Source organism: Legionella jordanis, assembly GCF_900637635.1.
Lineage (GTDB): Bacteria > Pseudomonadota > Gammaproteobacteria > Legionellales > Legionellaceae > Tatlockia > Tatlockia jordanis.
In genome coordinates this window covers 141167-158285 of sequence record NZ_LR134383.1, presented here as the reverse complement: position 1 = coordinate 158285, position 17119 = coordinate 141167, and the positions used below count along the sequence as shown (strand labels likewise).

Here is a 17119-nt window from a genome sequence, read left to right as displayed (position 1 = left end):
ATGAATAATGAAGAATTAATTTATGGTGTCAATGACAAACCACCTTTGGTGAAACTATTTCTACTTGCCTTGCAACACGTATTATTGATGTCTGTCTATCTTGTACTCATCATCATTGTTGTTAGAGCGGCTCATTTGACCAGTGACATTGCTTTGGATGCTGTAAGGATGGGCATGATTGCCCTAGCCGTAGCCACTTCCATCCAGGCTTTGCGGCCTCCTGTGGGTTCAGGTTATCTGGCCGCACCTGTGGTATCGGCCATTTATCTTAAAGCTTCTCTTTTAGCAGCAGACGCCGGAGGATTGCCTTTGGTTTTAGGAATGACCATTTTTTCTGGCTTAATGGAAGTGCTTTTTTCGCGATTTGTTTATCAGCTGCGTGCCATTTTTCCTCCTGGAATTTCAGGATTTATCATTGCAATTGTCGGCATTGAATTGGGTCTTGAAGGTTTAAACCAGTTTTTAGGGATTGCACGCGTTGATTCTTTAAATTTTGAAAGACATATTTTTATTGGCCTTCTTACCTTAGGCACGATGGTAAGCCTTAGCATCTGGTGGCGAGGCATCATTAAATTGGTTTGCTCTTTCCTGGGCCTTGCAATTGGCTTCCTTAGCGCATACTTATTGGGCTCCATTGCGCCTGAGAAAATTGCCGAACTTAAAAACATACCGTTTTTTGCCCTGCCTCATGTGCAATTTATCTCTTATCACTTTTCTTTTTCCCTTATCCTGCCCTTTTTTGTAGCCAGCATTGCTGCTGCATTAAGAACTGTGGGGGTGATAACTACCTGCCAGAAAATCAACGATTCTTCCTGGAAAAACCCTGATTTAAAATCCATCAAAGGAGGCGTTTTTGCTGATGGCCTTGGCGCAATTGTGGCGGGCTTATTCGGTATACCCGGGATTAGCACCGGACCAAGTCTGGTGGGAGTCTCCACAGCAACAGGAGCTACCAGCCGTTACATCGCCTTTGCAGCCAGTGTGTTGTTGCTGCTTTTATCCCTGCTACCAAAGTTCGCGTCTTTACTGCTCATCATGCCCATGTCCGTTATAGGGCCGGCGTTGATGTTCACCGGTAGTTTTATGATTGTCGGTGGCATCGAAGTCATGACCTCCCGAAACATTGATACCAGGATGACTTATGTAATCGGTTTGGCGTTATTGTTTGGTCTCAGCAAGGAGATTTATCCTGGGTTTTATAATAGCTTGCCACCCCTTTTACAAGCCATTACCTGCACTTCCCTGTCCTTATCGGTGATTGTCGCCTTATCCTTGCATCTGCTATTTCGTTTAGGCATTCGTAAGCAAGCTGTATTCAGCTTTGGTGATGAACAAGAGTCCTCTGCCGAAAAGCTGAAAGAATTTATCTTGGCACGTGGCAAACAATGGAAAATTGATTCTTATCATATGGAAAGAATTGCATTGACTATTGGTTCCATCATGCACCATTTGCTTCATGGCCATCTGGCGATAAGCAGCATCAATGTTATTTTGTCCTATGATCAAATTGATGTGGCAGTAAAAATTCAGTATGAGGGGGATTTATTGATTTTGCCTTTTGTCAATCAAAAGAAAACCTCTTTTTTGGAGGAGGAAGCCTTTTCTTATGGCCTGAGTGACTTCCTAATCGGCGTCTATCCGGATAAATTTGAACGCTCGATGGTTGATAATAAGTCCGAGATCAATCTTTATTTTAATGTTTGATGTCCTGTTATTGAGCAACAAATGAATAAAGTATGGCTGCGTTTTTATGAAGAATTAAACGATTTCCTCACCTTGCAGAAACGTAATCAAGGGTTTGAACACGCAGTGGCAGCAAGGACAGCGATTAAAGACCTGATCGAATCCTTAGGGGTTCCTCATGCTGAGGTGGATCTCATTTTGGTTAACGGACAATCGGTTAACTTTTCCTATCAAGTTAAAGGTGGGGACCACATTGCTGTTTATCCTGTTTTTGAGTCGTTCGACATCAGCACCTTGACTCATTTAAGGGCGAAGCCGCTTCGCAATACTGCATTTATACTGGATGTCCACTTGGGGAAATTGGCAAGATATCTTAGGCTCCTTGGCTTTGATAGCGCTTACCAAAACAATTTTGCTGACTCCGAGATTATCCAGCGAAGCCAAGCGGAGAAGAGGATTATTCTTACACGGGATGTGGGTCTCTTAAAACATAAGATCATTACACATGGCTATTGGCTAAGAAGCAATAAACCTCTAACGCAGATTTCAGAAGTATTAAAACGGTTTGATTTGTACCAAGCCTGTAAACCCTTTAGTCGATGCTTGGAATGCAATGGTGAGCTCAAAGCAGTACCTAAAGCGGAAGTCATCATGCACCTTCAGGCCTTAACCAAAAAACATTATGAACAATTTACGCGCTGTATAAATTGCCATCGTATTTATTGGCAAGGAACACATTACCAAAAACTGAAACGCTTTGTTGAACAAATCTTAGACGAAAAAATTGCCTAACGGCCCTAGATAAACCTGGATTATCATCTATCATAATAGTACTTGCCCTTTCCATGTTAATGGAAAAGGTCTTCAGCCCCGTTAATAGGCCCGGCTCTTTATTAGCAAATTAATAACTGCGAATACAAAGATGAGTCATACGCTCTTGTCGCGGCAGTACATCTCGGTATAATCATTCGCACCAACGCGCCAAAAGAGGGATATTATGATCGCAAAGACGCCACTGCATGCTATGCATATCGCAATGGGTGCCAAAATGGTTGATTTTCATGGATGGGAAATGCCATTGCATTATGGTTCACAGCTTGAGGAACATAATCAAGTACGCGAACATGCAGGTATATTCGATGTTTCCCACATGACAGTAGTCGATGTCTTAGGCGCTGGCGGTCGTCAGTTCTTAAGAAAATTACTAACCAATGATGTTGATCAATTGTCACATACGGGGCGGGCACTCTACAGTTGCATGTGCAACGAGCATGGAGGCATCATCGATGATTTAATCGTCTATCAAAGAGCATCAGACAATTATCGTCTGGTATTAAATTCAGCCACCCGCAGTCGTGATTTAGCCTGGATTCGTGAAAAAAGTGAAGGTTTCTCAGTTGGTCTTCAGGAACGCAATGATTTGGCCATGGTAGCTGTTCAAGGTCCGGAAGCCATTGAAAAAACCCTGGCCATTTTAAGTCCGGCACAAGCAGACGCAGTATCCACTTTGACCAGTTTCGAATGCGTTGACGTGGGCCATTGGTTTTTTGCACGCACAGGGTATACCGGAGAGGATGGCCTTGAGATTATTCTTCCGAAAGAAGAGATTACTGAATTATGGTCTTCTCTCATAAAAGTGGGAGTCAAACCCTGTGGTCTCGGAGCAAGGGACACACTTCGACTGGAAGCAGGCCTGCTTCTTTACGGGCAGGATATGGATGAACTTAGCACTCCCTTGGAATCTGGACTTGAATGGACTGTAAAATGGCAGCCTGAAGATCGCGGTTTTATCGGTATGGGGGCATTATTATCCCAGAAGCAACATGGCATTAAAAGAAAACTCGTCGGTTTGCTGCTTGAAGATAAGGGAATTATGCGCTCCGGTCAGCGCGTTATTGTCGAGGGCATTGGGGAAGGCCTTATAACCAGCGGTGGCTATTCTGCCACTTTAGGTCAATCCATTGCTTTAGCCAGAGTACCTAACGCGACTGGAGATAAAGTCCTTGTAGAAATTCGGGATAAACAAATTCCGGCTAAAGTGGGCAAACCAAGATTCGTGAAACAGGGAAAAATACTTGAGCGCTGGAGTCAGTTAAAAATTAATAATAAGAAATGAGGTTAACATGGCAGATTTAAAATTTACTAAAACCCACGAATGGTTGAGAGCAGACGGCAACGAATTCACCGTTGGCATTACCGAACATGCACAGGAACTGCTCGGCGATATGGTTTTTGTTGATTTGCCGGAAGAAGGTGATGAAATCAACGCAGGCGAAGAAATCGCAGTAGTTGAATCTGTAAAGGCAGCCTCCGATGTTTATGCGCCAATAAGCGGTGTCATTGTCGCGGTCAATCAGGAAGTTAGTGAAAACCCTGCTCTCTTGAATAAAGATCCTTATGGTGAGGGCTGGCTAGTCAAAATTCAGGCAAGAGATGAAGAAGAATTAAATGACCTCCTAAGTGAAGAGGAATATCAAAACGAAATTGATGAGGAACATTAATAATGCCTTATATTCCACACAGCAAAGCAGATACCGAAGCCATGCTTGAAAGCATTGGTGTAGAAAAAATAGAACAATTGTTTGATGAAATCCCTCAGTCCTTGCTTTATGGCGAGCTAAAGAATATTCCGGAGGGACTGTCTGAAATGGCCATGCTCAAAGAAGCGCAAAAGCTGGCTCACAAAAATCAATCGGGAATCTGTTTTTTAGGCGCTGGGAGTTATGAGCATCATATTCCTGCTGCCGTGTGGGATATTGCATCTCGTGGTGAGTTTTTAACCGCATATACCCCTTATCAAGCAGAGGCAAGCCAGGGAACGCTTCAACTGCTTTATGAATTTCAAACCATGATTGCTGAGTTGACTGGCCTTGATGTTGCTAACGCATCCATGTATGACGGCGCATCAGCCCTGGCTGAAGCGGTATTAATGGCCGTGCGACTGAATAAAAAGAGCAAAAGCAACCGCGTGCTGGTTACAGGAACACTTCATCCGCTTTATCGTGAAACTTTAGAAACCATTGTACGCACACAGCACATTGAGGTCACCACTTTGCCTTTTGACCTTGAGGCAGGCATTAGCTCTATGACTGAGCTTGCGAAGTTCAACAATGATGATATTACAGCCCTTGTGATTCCGCAGCCTAATTTTTTTGGTTGCCTGGAACTGGTTGACGAATTAAGCAATTGGGCTTATGCCCATGGCGCGATAAGCATTGCCTGTGTTAATCCAACTTCTCTCGCCCTGCTTAACCCCCCTGGAGAATGGGGGGAGCATGGAGTCGATATAGCCTGTGGCGAAGGACAACCTCTTGGTGCTCCGATTGCTTCTGGTGGACCTTACTTCGGCTTTCTAAGTACCCGATTGCAATATGTGCGTCAAATGCCGGGCCGTCTAATAGGCCAAACGGTGGACAAAGAGGGCAAACCTGGCTTTAGTCTTACTCTGCAGGCACGAGAGCAACATATAAGACGGGGCAAAGCAACTTCCAACATTTGCACCAATCAAGGCTTACTGGTGACTGCAGCGACCATCTACATGAGCTTATTAGGTGCAGAAGGATTGTTTGAGGTAGCCCGACAGTGCCATCTTAATACCCAAAAACTTAAAACCATGCTCCTTGCCATCAAGGGCGTGGAAGCAGTATTTACGGCACCTTCTTTCCACGAGATGGTGTTGAAATTATCCCAGCCTGCAGACGAGGTTCTATTGAAATTGCGTCAGTATGGAATAATAGGCGGTTACGCTCTGGAATCGCATTTTCCCCAACTTAAAAACTGCATTTTAATTTGCGCAACGGAGATGCGAACGCCCGATGAAATGCAACATTACGTCGATTCACTTAAACAAATTCTGCATGTGGGAGAACATGAATGATCATTATCCAACTGACTTATAAAACTCCTTTAAGTGACGTTGATAAGTATTTGCAAGCGCATCGGGAGTTTCTTGATTACTATTACAAGCAAGGCATTTTATTAGCCTCTGGACCAATGAAACCACGCACTGGCGGCATCATTATCGCGCTTAGCAATGACAAGGCTTATGTAGAATCCGTTTTTCGCCAAGATCCTTACTATCTGGCTGAGATTGCCGACTATCAATTTATTGAATTTACCCCGGTTAAACATTTGGATGAACTGAAGGATCTTATTCAGAAATCGGAGGGCAAATTATGTTAATTTTTGAACGCTCAAAGCTTAATAGAACAGCAACTGCCCAAATTCCCAAACCTGTTCAGGGAGAATTGTCCATTCCCAGCGCATTTTTACGGACAAAAGCCCCTCGTTTACCGGCCTGTTCCGAACTGCAAGTCGTCCGTCATTTTACTGGATTGTCCCAATTGAATTTTTCAATAGACAGCCATTTCTATCCCCTGGGCTCTTGCACCATGAAATACAATCCGCGTGGGGTACACAAAGCAGCGTCACTGCCTGAATTTTTAAACCGACACCCACTCGCGCCTGAGAAAGCGAGCCAGGGCTTTTTACAAATTCTCCACGAACTGCAAGCTTATATTACTGAGATAACCGGCATGGCAGGCGTTTCCTTGACTCCTATGGCAGGCTCTCAAGGGGAATTTGCCGGCGTGGCAATGATAAAAGCCTACCACCAATCCCGGGGGATAGCGCAAGGGACGAAATTCTAATCCCTGATGCAGCTCACGGTACAAACCCTGCTTCGGCTGTGATGTGTGGTTTTAAGGTGATTGAGCTCAATACCGGCAAAGAAGGTGATCTTGATCTTGAAGAATTGCGTACCAAAGTAGGCCCTAAAACAGCGGGAATTATGCTGACTAATCCCTCTACTTTGGGCTTGTTCATGAGGCAAATTAAAGACATTGCCGAAATCGTCCATCAGGCAGGCGGTTTGCTCTATTACGATGGTGCCAACTTAAATGCCATTCTAGGCAAGGTGAGGCCAGGGGACATGGGCTTTGATGTTATGCATCTTAACCTTCATAAGACCTTTGCCACGCCACATGGCGGAGGCGGCCCCGGGGCAGGTCCGGTGGCCGTAAGCAAGCGCTTACTGCCTTTTCTCCCCCTGCCCTTTGTCGTTAAGGAACATAATGAATATCGCTGGGCAAATCATGAGGATTGTCCACAAAGCATTGGGCGCTTGTCTTGCTTCATGGGCAATGCAGGAATTTTACTGAGGGCTTATTTCTACATTCGCGTACTTGGCAAGGAAGGATTACTTCGCGTTTCTGAATACGCCACACTGAATGCCAATTATTTGCTTGCGGAGTTGAGTAAGGCGGGCTTTAAACCGGCTTACCCTGGAAGAAGGGCTACGCATGAATTTGTCATTAGTCTTAATCAGGAAAAAAAGACCTTTGGGGTTACAGCGATGGATTTGGCCAAGCGTTTGTTGGACTATGGCTTTCATGCCCCTACCACCTATTTTCCTTTGCTGGTACCAGAATGTTTATTGATTGAGCCTACTGAAACTGAATGCAAGGAAGAGTTGGATGCATTTACGAAAGCCATGAAGCAAATCCATTATGAAATGGAGCATTGTGCTGATTTGCTTAAAGAAGCACCCCATAACTTGCCCGTACGCCGTTTGGATGATGTTAAGGCTGCAAGAGAGCTGAACCTCAATTATTTTAACCAGCCAGAAGTATAAGGACGTAAAGAGCATTTCTCCAACCGCCGTGTTGGAGAAATTAACATGAATATTAGCTGGCTTAGGTCATCGCCTAATTTAAATCCCTCTGCCCATTGCTGAGACAGTCATTCCAAAAAAAAACCTGCAGATTTAGGCTGTTCCAGGCTTCATAAAATTAAAAGGACCTGAGGATCATTATTCCCAATAACTGGTTGTTTAAAATAGCAAAAAATACTTTGCGACAATAAAAAAATAAGTTATAACAGATTTACCTGTAAAGGATAGACGGGTTAGGGGTCAGCGCAGAGCTGATAAGTTATTTTTTTCATGGAGTGAAAGCAGTGAATAGTAAAGTATTTTCACAACGATTTAATCGTGAGCTCTCCTTGTTAGGATTTCCAGAAGAGCTTTCTGAGAAAACCAAAGCTGTTGCCAAAGTATTTGGTGTAACCCGCCATTTGGCCAATGCGATGATATTTGGTCATTTGCTTCCTTCTCCGGAACAATTGGATAAAATTGCTGAAGTATTGGAAGTTTGTCCTCAATGGTTAAGTGGCGCAACGGATCGAAAAAAAGCTTATCCTGGAAGAGAAACGACGGAAAGCGTGTAGTCTTAGGCAGCTTGGGTTATAATCTTTGTTAAAGTACTCGTGGTATGGCTTATACCACGAGTGAAAATTCAATAAAGGTTACACATCATGGAATGCTTAAGTTATTGCATTGCCAACTCAATTGATTTATCACGCTTAGATGCGCATTTAAAAAAAAGCTTAAAGGGTTTTAGCTCCGTAAAATCCAGGGATGTGCTAAAACTTACCCCCGATGAGCTCCCCAATGTGCAAATTTTTGTTTTTAAAAATGGCACGGTGGTATCCTGGGGCATTAAGCGCTATCAAATTAATAATTATCTCGACATCATTCGCCCTTTTGGCGATAAACTGGTAAATTTTTTGGTTCGGGATGAATTCAGTTATCAGATTGGCGATCGCACCGCGATGAAGCCTCATGACTATTTTGACGTAGACTGTTTGACCATTGATGGTGACAGCGATGAAATCAAGTTAAGTTTATCCTATGGATTTTCGCAATCCGCCAAACTGCAATATTTTGAAACCATCATTGAAGCATTAATTGAAAAATACAATCCAATGATATTAAGTCTCTCGAGCAAAGGTGAAATGCCAGTCACCCGTAATCAAATACGACAGGTCATTGGTGAAATTCTAGGGGCCAAAAGCGAAATGAACCTAATCAGTAATTTCCTTTATCACCCCAAGTACTTTTGGCAGCACCCAACACTGGAAGAATATTACACCATGATGGAGCGCTATTTACACATTCAACGACGGGTAAATGCCATCAATCACCGCCTCGATACGCTCAATGAAATTTTTGACATGTTTAATGGCTATCTTGAGACCAGACACTCCCATAGCCTGGAAATTATCATCATCGTACTTATTACCATAGAAATTATTTTTGCCGTACTCAACATTCATTTTTAAGCCTTGCAGGCTATGAACAACCCTAGAATTTCGCCATTTTGGATGCAGCAGCACAATCTGCTGCATAAGCGAGAACGGGCTGTTACTAATCCGTGATGGTTACATCAGCTGTCACCCCATGCATAGATCATGAGCCAACAGGCAAACTAATTTTAACGCTGAGGCCGCTACCCGAAGCATTGCTTAATAAGATGCTCCCTTGATGCATTTGTATTATTTCCCTGGCAATGGTAAGGCCAAGTCCCGTCCCTCCTGTGCTTCGCGAGCGAGAATTTTCACCTCGGTAAAAAGGGTTAAAGGCGTTCTCCAAATCAGCCTCAGAGAGTCCGGGGCCTGTGTCGACAATTGAAATTTCAACCTCATCCTGATGTTTTTTTAATTCTATGAATGCGCTTTGGCCATAATATACGGCGTTATTGATGATGTTATTAAAGGCTCTTTTTAACAGATTGACCGCGCCAGTTATGATGAGTTTATCCACAGTGCTTTTAAATTCGACCGGGTGATGCAAATCCAAAGCATCCTCTTTTAAGGAATTGAGCAATGCTACCAAATCAAAGCGTTGCATTTTTTCTTCGCGATGAACATCCTGAAAGTAGTCTAAGGTTTCACGAATCATTGATTCCATTTCATGAATATCCTTTAGAATTTTCTGATGATTAGCGTCTTGCTCCAAGTACTCCGTTCGCAATTTCAATCGCGTTAGAGGAGTACGTAAATCATGGGAAATGGCAGTAACGACTTGAGTTCTTGTGGACAGCAGTTTACTTAACTTGCCTTGGAGGCGATTGATTTTTTCCAAAATCGCTTTCTGATCGGCGTTGCCGCTAATGGGAATGGGCGACCAACCCTCCTGGCTCTGGTCCTCATTGAGACTGGTTAATAGTGCTTGGACTGGTGCATTTAAGCTATACACAACCCAGTAATTCAATGCAAACAAAGCGGCACACAAAATTAATGCAATCAGAATAATTAGTTCTGTATTTTGCACATTTGGAGACAAAATCTCGATGTTTAACCACACGTTCTTGCGAATAAAAACAGAAGCCTCCAGCCGGCGGTTTTCTTTCACCAAATTAAAAAGATTGGCCGGGTTGGCCTGCAATAATGCATTTTGTGGATACAGCGGTTTTTCAGACCAGGTGATTTTTGACCAAGGCACCGCTTGGGTTTTGATAATCATAGGCCAATACATTTGCGCTGTTGTTTGTAAACGTCCGATTAAGTGAAGCAGGGAACGTATGCTGTGTGGCGGAATCATGGGGGGTTTTGTTTGCACATAGTATTGCCCTAACTGCAGAAAGGCTAAAAGCAACAATAAATTACCAAGAACAAGGCTTAAAAACATTTTCCTGGCACTGGGAGTTAGCTGCTTCATATCGTTGTTACCTTGCCTTTAAGTTGATACCCCCCGCCGCGAATGGTTAATAACAAATGCGGATTACGGGAATCGATCTCGAGTTTTTTGCGTAAACGGCCAATTAACACATCAATGGTTCTATCCTGAGGATCGCAATGTTTGTCGTACAATAGATCCATGAGTTGGTCGCGACTCAAGATCCTTTGAGGGTGCTCCAGAAAAATCAACAGCAATTCATATTCTTTTTGACTAAGGGGAATGGCTATATCGTCTTTGTCTATCAAAGAATGAGTGTCTCTGTCCAAAATCCAGCCTGCAAATTTAATTTGTTTCAGGGGTGCAAGCCGTGGGCTATCACTGCTGAGTTCGCCACAAGTTCTTCTGAGTTGCGCCTTGACTCTCGCCAGCAATTCCCGTGAACTAAATGGTTTTGAAATATAATCATCTGCCCCCAGTTCCAAACCAGCCACGCGATCAGCAGTGCTATTGGCAGCGCTTAACATGATGATGGGCAAGTTATGGTTCTCCCGAATCATCTGGCACAGGCTAAGTCCGTCTGTTCCCGGTAACATGATGTCCAGAATAACCAAATCAAAATTATGTTCCCTTAATAATGATTTGATGTTTAGACCATTTAACGCGTAAGTACAGCGAAAGCCATGCTGACTCAGGTAAGTGCTAATAAGCTCACTGATTTCCTTATCATCATCAATGATTAAGATGTGATGTTTTTTGCTGTTCATAATTAAAGGGCTTGGGTAATTAGCGCAATTATAGACGCAGTTCCAATTCTAAAAACAGCTTTGTAACAGCACTGTTACAATTAGAGAACGGATTGTTATATTGCCATTACATTAAAACCCTAAGCTTCTCCTTGAGAAAACAATTTGGAGAACACAATGAATTTAAGACGTTTGTTATGCATGCCTGCTTTCCTCCTTAGCTTAGGTTTGTCACCATTGGCCTTGGCAGACGACGGTCCGCAACACAATCAAACCCTGCCAACTGGCAAGATTCACAAATCGCATGCCGGCCATTTACTGACGGCTGAGCAAAGGGGCGAAGTGGATAAGATGATTGAAACCATGCATCAGCAACTGAATCCCCTAATTAAAGAAAGACAAGCACTGCGTTTGCAACTGATGGGCAAGCTGGCAACTGCGGGAATGCAATGGGACGAGCTCTCACCCCTTGTTACCAAGATCAATGCCAATAACAGCCAAATTACTGAATTGCTGGCAAAAACACAATTACAAATCTTTCAAAAATTTGGAGTTCTCCTCCCTCCTCGACCAAGGGCGGTAATGTTTCATCACCATCACAGAGCTTTTATTTAATCTCCACTGCTTTGGGAATTCTGGTTGTGGCTGGAATTCCTAAAGCCCCTTTGCGTCTCTTAGAAGGAGTAAGGCTCATAAAAATATTTGCTTTTGTCCTTTCTTCGACGCATCAGGATCACGTAAACAACTGACTTGCTCCTCAGCAACAGCAACTAAATTCTTCCTTAGGCCAGGAAATGTTAGAATTTTTTCCGCTCTTTGTTTAGTGATCTCCAAGGCTGAATGCTGAACAAACGTGCTATCCTGTTTTTCCTGCATTGATAAGGAAGGCAACCTGGTCATTAAGAGCTCGCTCTCTTCATCTATACCACTATTGGGATTGCTCAGCTTGTAGCGTTCCTCGGAAGAAAGCAATTCCTCCTGGGTGGGAATATCCTTCTGCCCGATGCAATCGCGTACTTTTTGAAAACCAGTTGGCATAGACAGAGGATTGCCATTGAAATCAAGCAATTCTTTGCTGGATGCGCGGGTGTAATATACGGGCACACTATTATTTTGATACTCACTGAAAATATTAGAGCTCCGATCATCGTTTGCAAAAATAATCCCATTCGGTACCGGATAGGGAGGTAATTCGCGGCTCACATAATCATAAGCACTGTCCTCAGCAATTGCCATTCCGCTGGAGTGCATTTCTTGTACCGCATCAGGCTCTTTGGAAACCATTTTCTGCTCATCCTGGGCGGTAATTTGGCGGGTGGAATTATATTTCACTACCGCATCGTAATATTGATCAATGCCATTTTTCCTTAAATTCGCCAGGCAATATTTTTCATACCGGTCATAGCTGTATTTTTCCCTTTTCATTTTTTCAATTTCACTGGCGAATGCCGATGTCTTCTGGGGAATCACGCGAATCATCATGTGCATAACATGGGGCTGTTCAAACCAAGCCAAAAAGGCTTGGCCATGTTTAGCCATTAACTCCAGCCCATCACGATAACCTTCTTTTAACAACTCTTTATCCGGTTGACAGGCCACTACCTCCCCATTCTCGTCGATTTCATAAAGAACGTTTTTTGCGCCTTTACTAATGGAAATCTTTTGTATTCCGGTGATATCAAATAAAAAATAAAAATCTTCATTTGCTGTTGATAAAGCATTCATTGAGCCGCTGACAGCATCGAAAGCAGAAAAATCCTGAGGCGTTGGGCTAACCCGCTGACAAAAGCAAGCTTCTCCATCAATTAACATGGGTCTTAACTCATGAATGATTATGTTTTCAAGATGGCTGTCAGAAAGTCCTGTAAGCGTCATGACCGCAAGTAACATTCCACAATCATAGGAATACTGCTTTCGATCAGAGTCCCCTTTTACCAAAAAATCGCAAGCGGCATGTTTGCATGCCAAGGCCAAAAATTTTTCTTTCGTTGTCTCCAACAAAGCTGTAATGTCATCTCTGAATGCATCGTTTTCCATCTCAGATGGCCGTGCCTTTTTTATTCTTGTCAAAAGTAAGTCTTCGTACTCAGTGGGATCGCTTGGTGAATGTGACAAATATTCAATGTAGCCGTAATGATTTGCTAACGAATCCTTATCATCATCAATCCGTGGAATAATTAAGTAAGTTGGTAATGGTTTTGCAATGGGCTGTTTGACGGAGGGCAAAACATTTAAGTTTACGAGTTCTATAAAACTTGCCTCCCCTGTAAATGCGGGATCAATTTTTGAAAGACGCTGCAAATCACCAAAGAGCATGGCATCAGCTGTTACTGGCGAAGGTTTGTAAATCACTTTTCTTAAGCCATTTTTTCCGTCGGTAAACTCAAGGATTAATACTTGTTGCCCATGTTTGTGAAAATCGCTGCCGGAAGAAATAATTCTTCTCAGCTCAGGAGTTTGCCAATCTTCTAACAGCGAATGCTTGAGTAAATCCCAATCCTTTTTTAATCGCGCTAATAAGAGCAGCGAGTTGTCAGTGCTATTTTTACCAAGTGCCGCAAAATGAATGGACATATTGGGATAATTCTTCTTCATGTTTTTAGCGAACAACTCAGCATTATTTTTATGCCTTACATTGAAGTATTCCGAATAATCTTTGGAAGCTTGCTCCCTTGAGAGACTATCGCGGTAGTATCTTGCTTTTGAAGATAGTTTTCGATCTTGCTCAAGATATTGCATCATGTCCTTATCAAGATAATACATGACTTCTTTATCCAGCTGCCTGGCAAAATTTTCCAATAATGACTTTAAAACACTTGGCTTGAACCCATCTTGCTTTGGAACCGTATTTTTCTTAAAAAACTTAAATGTAAGATGGGGATCCATGGCAAATTCTTTTGTCATGCTTTCATACATTTTTTCCAATGTTTCCAAATAGCAAGCCGCGCGCATGGCATCAGGGACTTCGATCTCAAGGCTTTTAACTTTTAATTTAGGCATAGGTTAAAAAATAAACAGGATATGATTAGTTATAGACCATAGCCTGCTTGTTTTTTAATCAATACCGAGGAATTGCCTTCTGTAAAATTCAGAACACACTGATTGCCAGAATCGATGAACTTTTGTAGTATCAGCTTTTACGCCAGAGCTCAGTGTATGAATCTTAAAGCTCGCTTACTGAAAGAATCCTCTCTTAAAACAGAAATAGTGGCGGGAATCACCAGCTTTCTGACCATGGCCTACATCGCCTTTGTCAATCCCGCCATTCTCCATGACGCAGGTATGGATTCGGGCGCTGTATTTACAGCAACCTGCCTAGTGACCGCTTTTGCTTGTGCCTTAACTGGAATTCTTGCCAATACCCCCATTGGTATTGCTCCTGGCATGGCCTTAAATATTTACTTTGCTTATGGTGTGGTGCAGGGAATGGGCATAGATTGGCCTCATGCTTTGGCCATGGTGTTTATTTCGGGACTCATGTTTTTATTCGTCAGTTTGACCCCTTTGCGTCGCTTGCTACTGGAATCCATTCCCTACAACTTGCAAGTCGCAATACTGATTGGCATCAGCCTGCTCATCGCTTTAATCGCTTTGCGGACCAATCAGATTATCATCGCAAATCCCCATACCCTGATGAGCTTGGGTAATCTTGCCACGCTTGAAAGCGGATTGTTTTTCCTTGGTTTTTTGCTGATTCTCATTTTGGATTATTACCGGATTCCTGCGGCCATCATTTTAGGTATTTTAAGCATCAGCGTGCTGAGCTTGCTGCTTGGTTTAACCCATTGGCAGGGCTTGGTTTCTCTCCCCCCCTCCATGGCTGCCACTTTTTTACAATTTCAATTTGCAGGTCTCGGAAGCATTGCGGCCATGAAAGCCATTTTTACCTTCTTTCTGATTGCTATTTTTGATGCCACGGGAACGTTAATTGGTTTATTAAACCAGTCTGTGTTCAAAGACAGTAGCGATTATCCATTAAAGCTTAGCAAAAGTTTAACCGCAGATGCTGCCGCATCGGCCTTGGCTGGTGCATTGGGCTCGGCAAGTACTTCCCCCTATATTGAATCAGCAGCAGGAATTAAAGCGGGAGGACGCACCGGACTAACTGCCATTGTAATTGCCATCGGCTTTATCCTGATGTTATTTTTTTTCCCTTTGGCCCAAATGATTCCCAGCTATGCCGTCGGCCCGGCACTTCTGTATGTTGCTTGCAGTATGATGAAGCATCTAGGGGATTTAAAATTGACTGATTTCACAGAGGTAGCACCTTGTATGCTTACCATCATGATGATTCCTTTTACGGCCTCAATCGCAGATGGGATCGGCGGCGGTATCATTTTCTATACCCTATTGAAGCTCCTGACGCGCCAGAACGTTAATCCCTTACTTTGGATTTTAACGTTCTTATTTGTTGCCTTTTTTGCGATTCGCTAAACTGGGCTACTTGCAGCAAAACGCAAAGTTCACTGCAACTATGTATAATTACAATTATTTAAGAAAATATGCCCTATGATCATTTGCAAACCCCAACTGGATGAACAGGAGCTCAAACAATTAGAAACCTTGACTTTGGACAGTCAAAAAGTCGATGGCGGTCTCCCCAGCATTTATTTTCATCTCTTAAGGCAAAAACGTTTGGCCAAAAGCAATGTACTTTACTATCAAAATGAGCAATTGATTGCCTTCGTAAGTGCATACTTTTTTTATACAAATGCTTGTGAGCTCAGTCTTTTAGTCTCGCCCTCATCCAGACGCCAGGGAATAGCCAGGAAACTGTTCAATACCATTCTGCCCTTACTGAGGGCAAAAGACATGGAGCATTTGATTTTTTCTGCCCCTAGATTAGCCGACAACCGCTGGCTAAAACAGTTAGGCTGCAGTTATAAAAACAGTGAATATCACATGGAAAGAATCAGTTATGAGCCCATCTTGATTACCGCATCTAAACTGCAAATCCGAAAAGCTGAAGTTAAGGACATTCCAATATTATGTGCCCTAGACGAAGCTTGTTTTGCCAGTCAACCAGTCGATATGGTTTCCCGTTTTCAACTGTTGCTTAATGACAGCAATTACACGCTAATCCTGGCGATGCGAGACGAAGAACCGATCGGGAAGGCACACATTCATTGGCAAGAACACAGCACCGCATTATCCGACATCGCTATACTGCCGCAATACCAGGGTCAAGGCTTTGGGGGTGAGATGCTGGCTTACTGCATTAATCATGCGCTGATGCAAGGTAAACACCATCTGAATTTGGATGTGGAAACATCAAACCAGAATGCATTAAATCTCTACCGTCGATGCGATTTTAAGACGAGTAATGTGTGTGATTACTGGATAATTCCTTTAGAAAAATTAAGCTTACACTGGGAAAATTAATCTCGAAGACCAATTCTTGTCTACAATTAGGATAAACGCTTCCTAGCAATCGATGACAGGGATGAATCATGAAATTACTTAAAGCACTTCTGTTTTCATTACCCTTCTTGTTTTCAACCACCTTCACCTACGCAACGGTCAGGGTTGGCACCGTTTTTTTCTTTCCCCCATTTGTCACCTCTCTAAACGAGGGTTTTGATATCGAGTTAGTGCGTAGCATTTGTCAACGCCTAAACTTAAGTTGTGAATTACAACCCATGGATTTCAATAAACTTTTCCCCGCGCTGGACAATGGCAGTATAGATTTAGCTATTGGCGGTATTGTGATTAGCCAGATTAGACAGCAGAAATATGATTTTAGTTTGCCTTATATGTTGAGCAAGGGTCAGTTTCTTGTTACGCAAAACAGCAATGTCCAAACCGTTAACGATCTTAAAGGCCAAAAAGTCGGTGTAATTAAAGGCGAACAAGACAATGGTGTTTTTATCAGCTATCTAAATGACAACTTTCCCGGCCAATTTAGCGTTTCCCAATTTGATGATATGGAAGACCTTATTACCGCATTAAGTGCCAATCAAATTTCCGCTGCTTTCACTCATGAATCAACCGCATTGTATTGGCAAGAAAATGGCGGTGGCCAATTTAAATTGCTGGCAGGCCCCGTATTATTAGGTCAGGGCATTGGCATAATGGCTCTGCCAAAAAATGCGGCTTTACTCCAGCAAATTAATCAAGCTCTTCAAGACCTGGAGAAAGATGGTTCTTATTTGAACCTGTATCAAACTTACTTTGGCAATGAGAAATAAACGCAGGACTTAAACCGTCTCTTCACAAAAATGATCAAAACAGCAAC

15 protein-coding genes and 1 pseudogene are annotated in these 17119 nt (G+C 42.9%); 13 read left to right on the top strand and 3 right to left on the bottom strand.

Features of this window, described 5'->3' with window-relative positions:
• The 9 genes and pseudogenes from EL203_RS00695 to EL203_RS00655 all read left to right on the top strand — a co-directional run bounded on the left by EL203_RS00695 (position 1) and on the right by EL203_RS00655 (position 8802).
• Positions 1-1704: a uracil-xanthine permease family protein gene (locus tag EL203_RS00695; RefSeq protein WP_058471463.1), complete on the top strand. Its 1704-nt coding sequence runs from the start codon at positions 1-3 to the stop codon at positions 1702-1704.
• Positions 1705-1725: 21 nt separating this feature from the next.
• Entirely contained in the window at positions 1726-2475 is a 750-nt protein-coding gene (locus tag EL203_RS00690; protein WP_058471464.1) for a Mut7-C RNAse domain-containing protein, read from the top strand.
• A gap of 205 nt (positions 2476-2680) precedes the next feature.
• The gene (gcvT, locus tag EL203_RS00685) at positions 2681-3799 is read left to right on the top strand and encodes a glycine cleavage system aminomethyltransferase GcvT (RefSeq protein WP_058471465.1); all 1119 of its coding nucleotides are present in this window, start codon (positions 2681-2683) and stop codon (positions 3797-3799) included.
• A gap of 7 nt (positions 3800-3806) precedes the next feature.
• Positions 3807-4184: a glycine cleavage system protein GcvH gene (gene gcvH / locus EL203_RS00680; RefSeq protein ID WP_058471466.1), complete on the top strand. Its 378-nt coding sequence runs from the start codon at positions 3807-3809 to the stop codon at positions 4182-4184.
• A gap of 2 nt (positions 4185-4186) precedes the next feature.
• Positions 4187-5560 carry an aminomethyl-transferring glycine dehydrogenase subunit GcvPA gene (gene gcvPA / locus EL203_RS00675; RefSeq protein ID WP_058471467.1) on the top strand — a complete coding sequence of 458 codons (1374 nt, stop codon included), beginning with the start codon at positions 4187-4189 and terminating at the stop codon, positions 5558-5560.
• Positions 5557-5865 (top strand): YciI family protein, encoded by a 309-nt coding sequence (locus EL203_RS00670; RefSeq protein WP_058471468.1) that lies wholly within the window; start codon positions 5557-5559, stop codon positions 5863-5865. Before gcvPA ends, EL203_RS00670 begins: the two co-directional genes overlap by 4 nt.
• A pseudogene (gene gcvPB, locus EL203_RS00665) lies at positions 5859-7315 on the top strand (aminomethyl-transferring glycine dehydrogenase subunit GcvPB). The gene EL203_RS00670 and the pseudogene gcvPB overlap by 7 nt, the downstream one beginning before the upstream one ends.
• Positions 7316-7638: 323 nt before the next feature.
• Positions 7639-7908, top strand: a complete 270-nt coding sequence (locus EL203_RS00660) for a hypothetical protein (RefSeq protein ID WP_058471470.1) — start codon at positions 7639-7641, stop codon at positions 7906-7908.
• 87 nt (positions 7909-7995) lie between these two features.
• Positions 7996-8802 carry an RMD1 family protein gene (locus EL203_RS00655; RefSeq protein ID WP_058471471.1) on the top strand — a complete coding sequence of 269 codons (807 nt, stop codon included), beginning with the start codon at positions 7996-7998 and terminating at the stop codon, positions 8800-8802.
• Positions 8803-8929: 127 nt separating this feature from the next.
• Here EL203_RS00655 and EL203_RS00650 read toward each other — a convergent pair whose 3' ends face one another.
• Together EL203_RS00650 and EL203_RS00645 are read right to left on the bottom strand one after the other, a co-directional pair.
• On the bottom strand, positions 8930-10180 hold the full coding sequence (locus EL203_RS00650) for a sensor histidine kinase (RefSeq protein ID WP_058471472.1): 1251 nt from the start codon (positions 10178-10180) through the stop codon (positions 8930-8932).
• Positions 10177-10905 (bottom strand): response regulator transcription factor, encoded by a 729-nt coding sequence (locus EL203_RS00645; protein ID WP_058471473.1) that lies wholly within the window; start codon positions 10903-10905, stop codon positions 10177-10179. Before EL203_RS00645 ends, EL203_RS00650 begins: the two co-directional genes overlap by 4 nt.
• A gap of 156 nt (positions 10906-11061) precedes the next feature.
• On the opposite strand from EL203_RS00645, the gene EL203_RS00640 reads away from it, so the two are divergent.
• The gene (locus tag EL203_RS00640) at positions 11062-11499 is read left to right on the top strand and encodes a hypothetical protein (RefSeq protein ID WP_058471474.1); all 438 of its coding nucleotides are present in this window, start codon (positions 11062-11064) and stop codon (positions 11497-11499) included.
• A gap of 75 nt (positions 11500-11574) precedes the next feature.
• Here EL203_RS00640 and EL203_RS00635 read toward each other — a convergent pair whose 3' ends face one another.
• Positions 11575-13884 (bottom strand): DUF4135 domain-containing protein, encoded by a 2310-nt coding sequence (locus tag EL203_RS00635; protein WP_058471475.1) that lies wholly within the window; start codon positions 13882-13884, stop codon positions 11575-11577.
• Positions 13885-14040: 156 nt separating this feature from the next.
• On the opposite strand from EL203_RS00635, the gene EL203_RS00630 reads away from it, so the two are divergent.
• The 3 genes from EL203_RS00630 to EL203_RS00620 all read left to right on the top strand — a co-directional run bounded on the left by EL203_RS00630 (position 14041) and on the right by EL203_RS00620 (position 17072).
• Positions 14041-15318: an NCS2 family permease gene (locus EL203_RS00630; RefSeq protein WP_058471476.1), complete on the top strand. Its 1278-nt coding sequence runs from the start codon at positions 14041-14043 to the stop codon at positions 15316-15318.
• Positions 15319-15393: 75 nt separating this feature from the next.
• Positions 15394-16266 carry a GNAT family N-acetyltransferase gene (locus EL203_RS00625; protein WP_058471477.1) on the top strand — a complete coding sequence of 291 codons (873 nt, stop codon included), beginning with the start codon at positions 15394-15396 and terminating at the stop codon, positions 16264-16266.
• Between the two features lie 68 nt (positions 16267-16334).
• Positions 16335-17072 (top strand): transporter substrate-binding domain-containing protein, encoded by a 738-nt coding sequence (locus EL203_RS00620; protein WP_058471478.1) that lies wholly within the window; start codon positions 16335-16337, stop codon positions 17070-17072.
• The last annotated feature ends 47 nt before the right edge of the window (positions 17073-17119 follow it).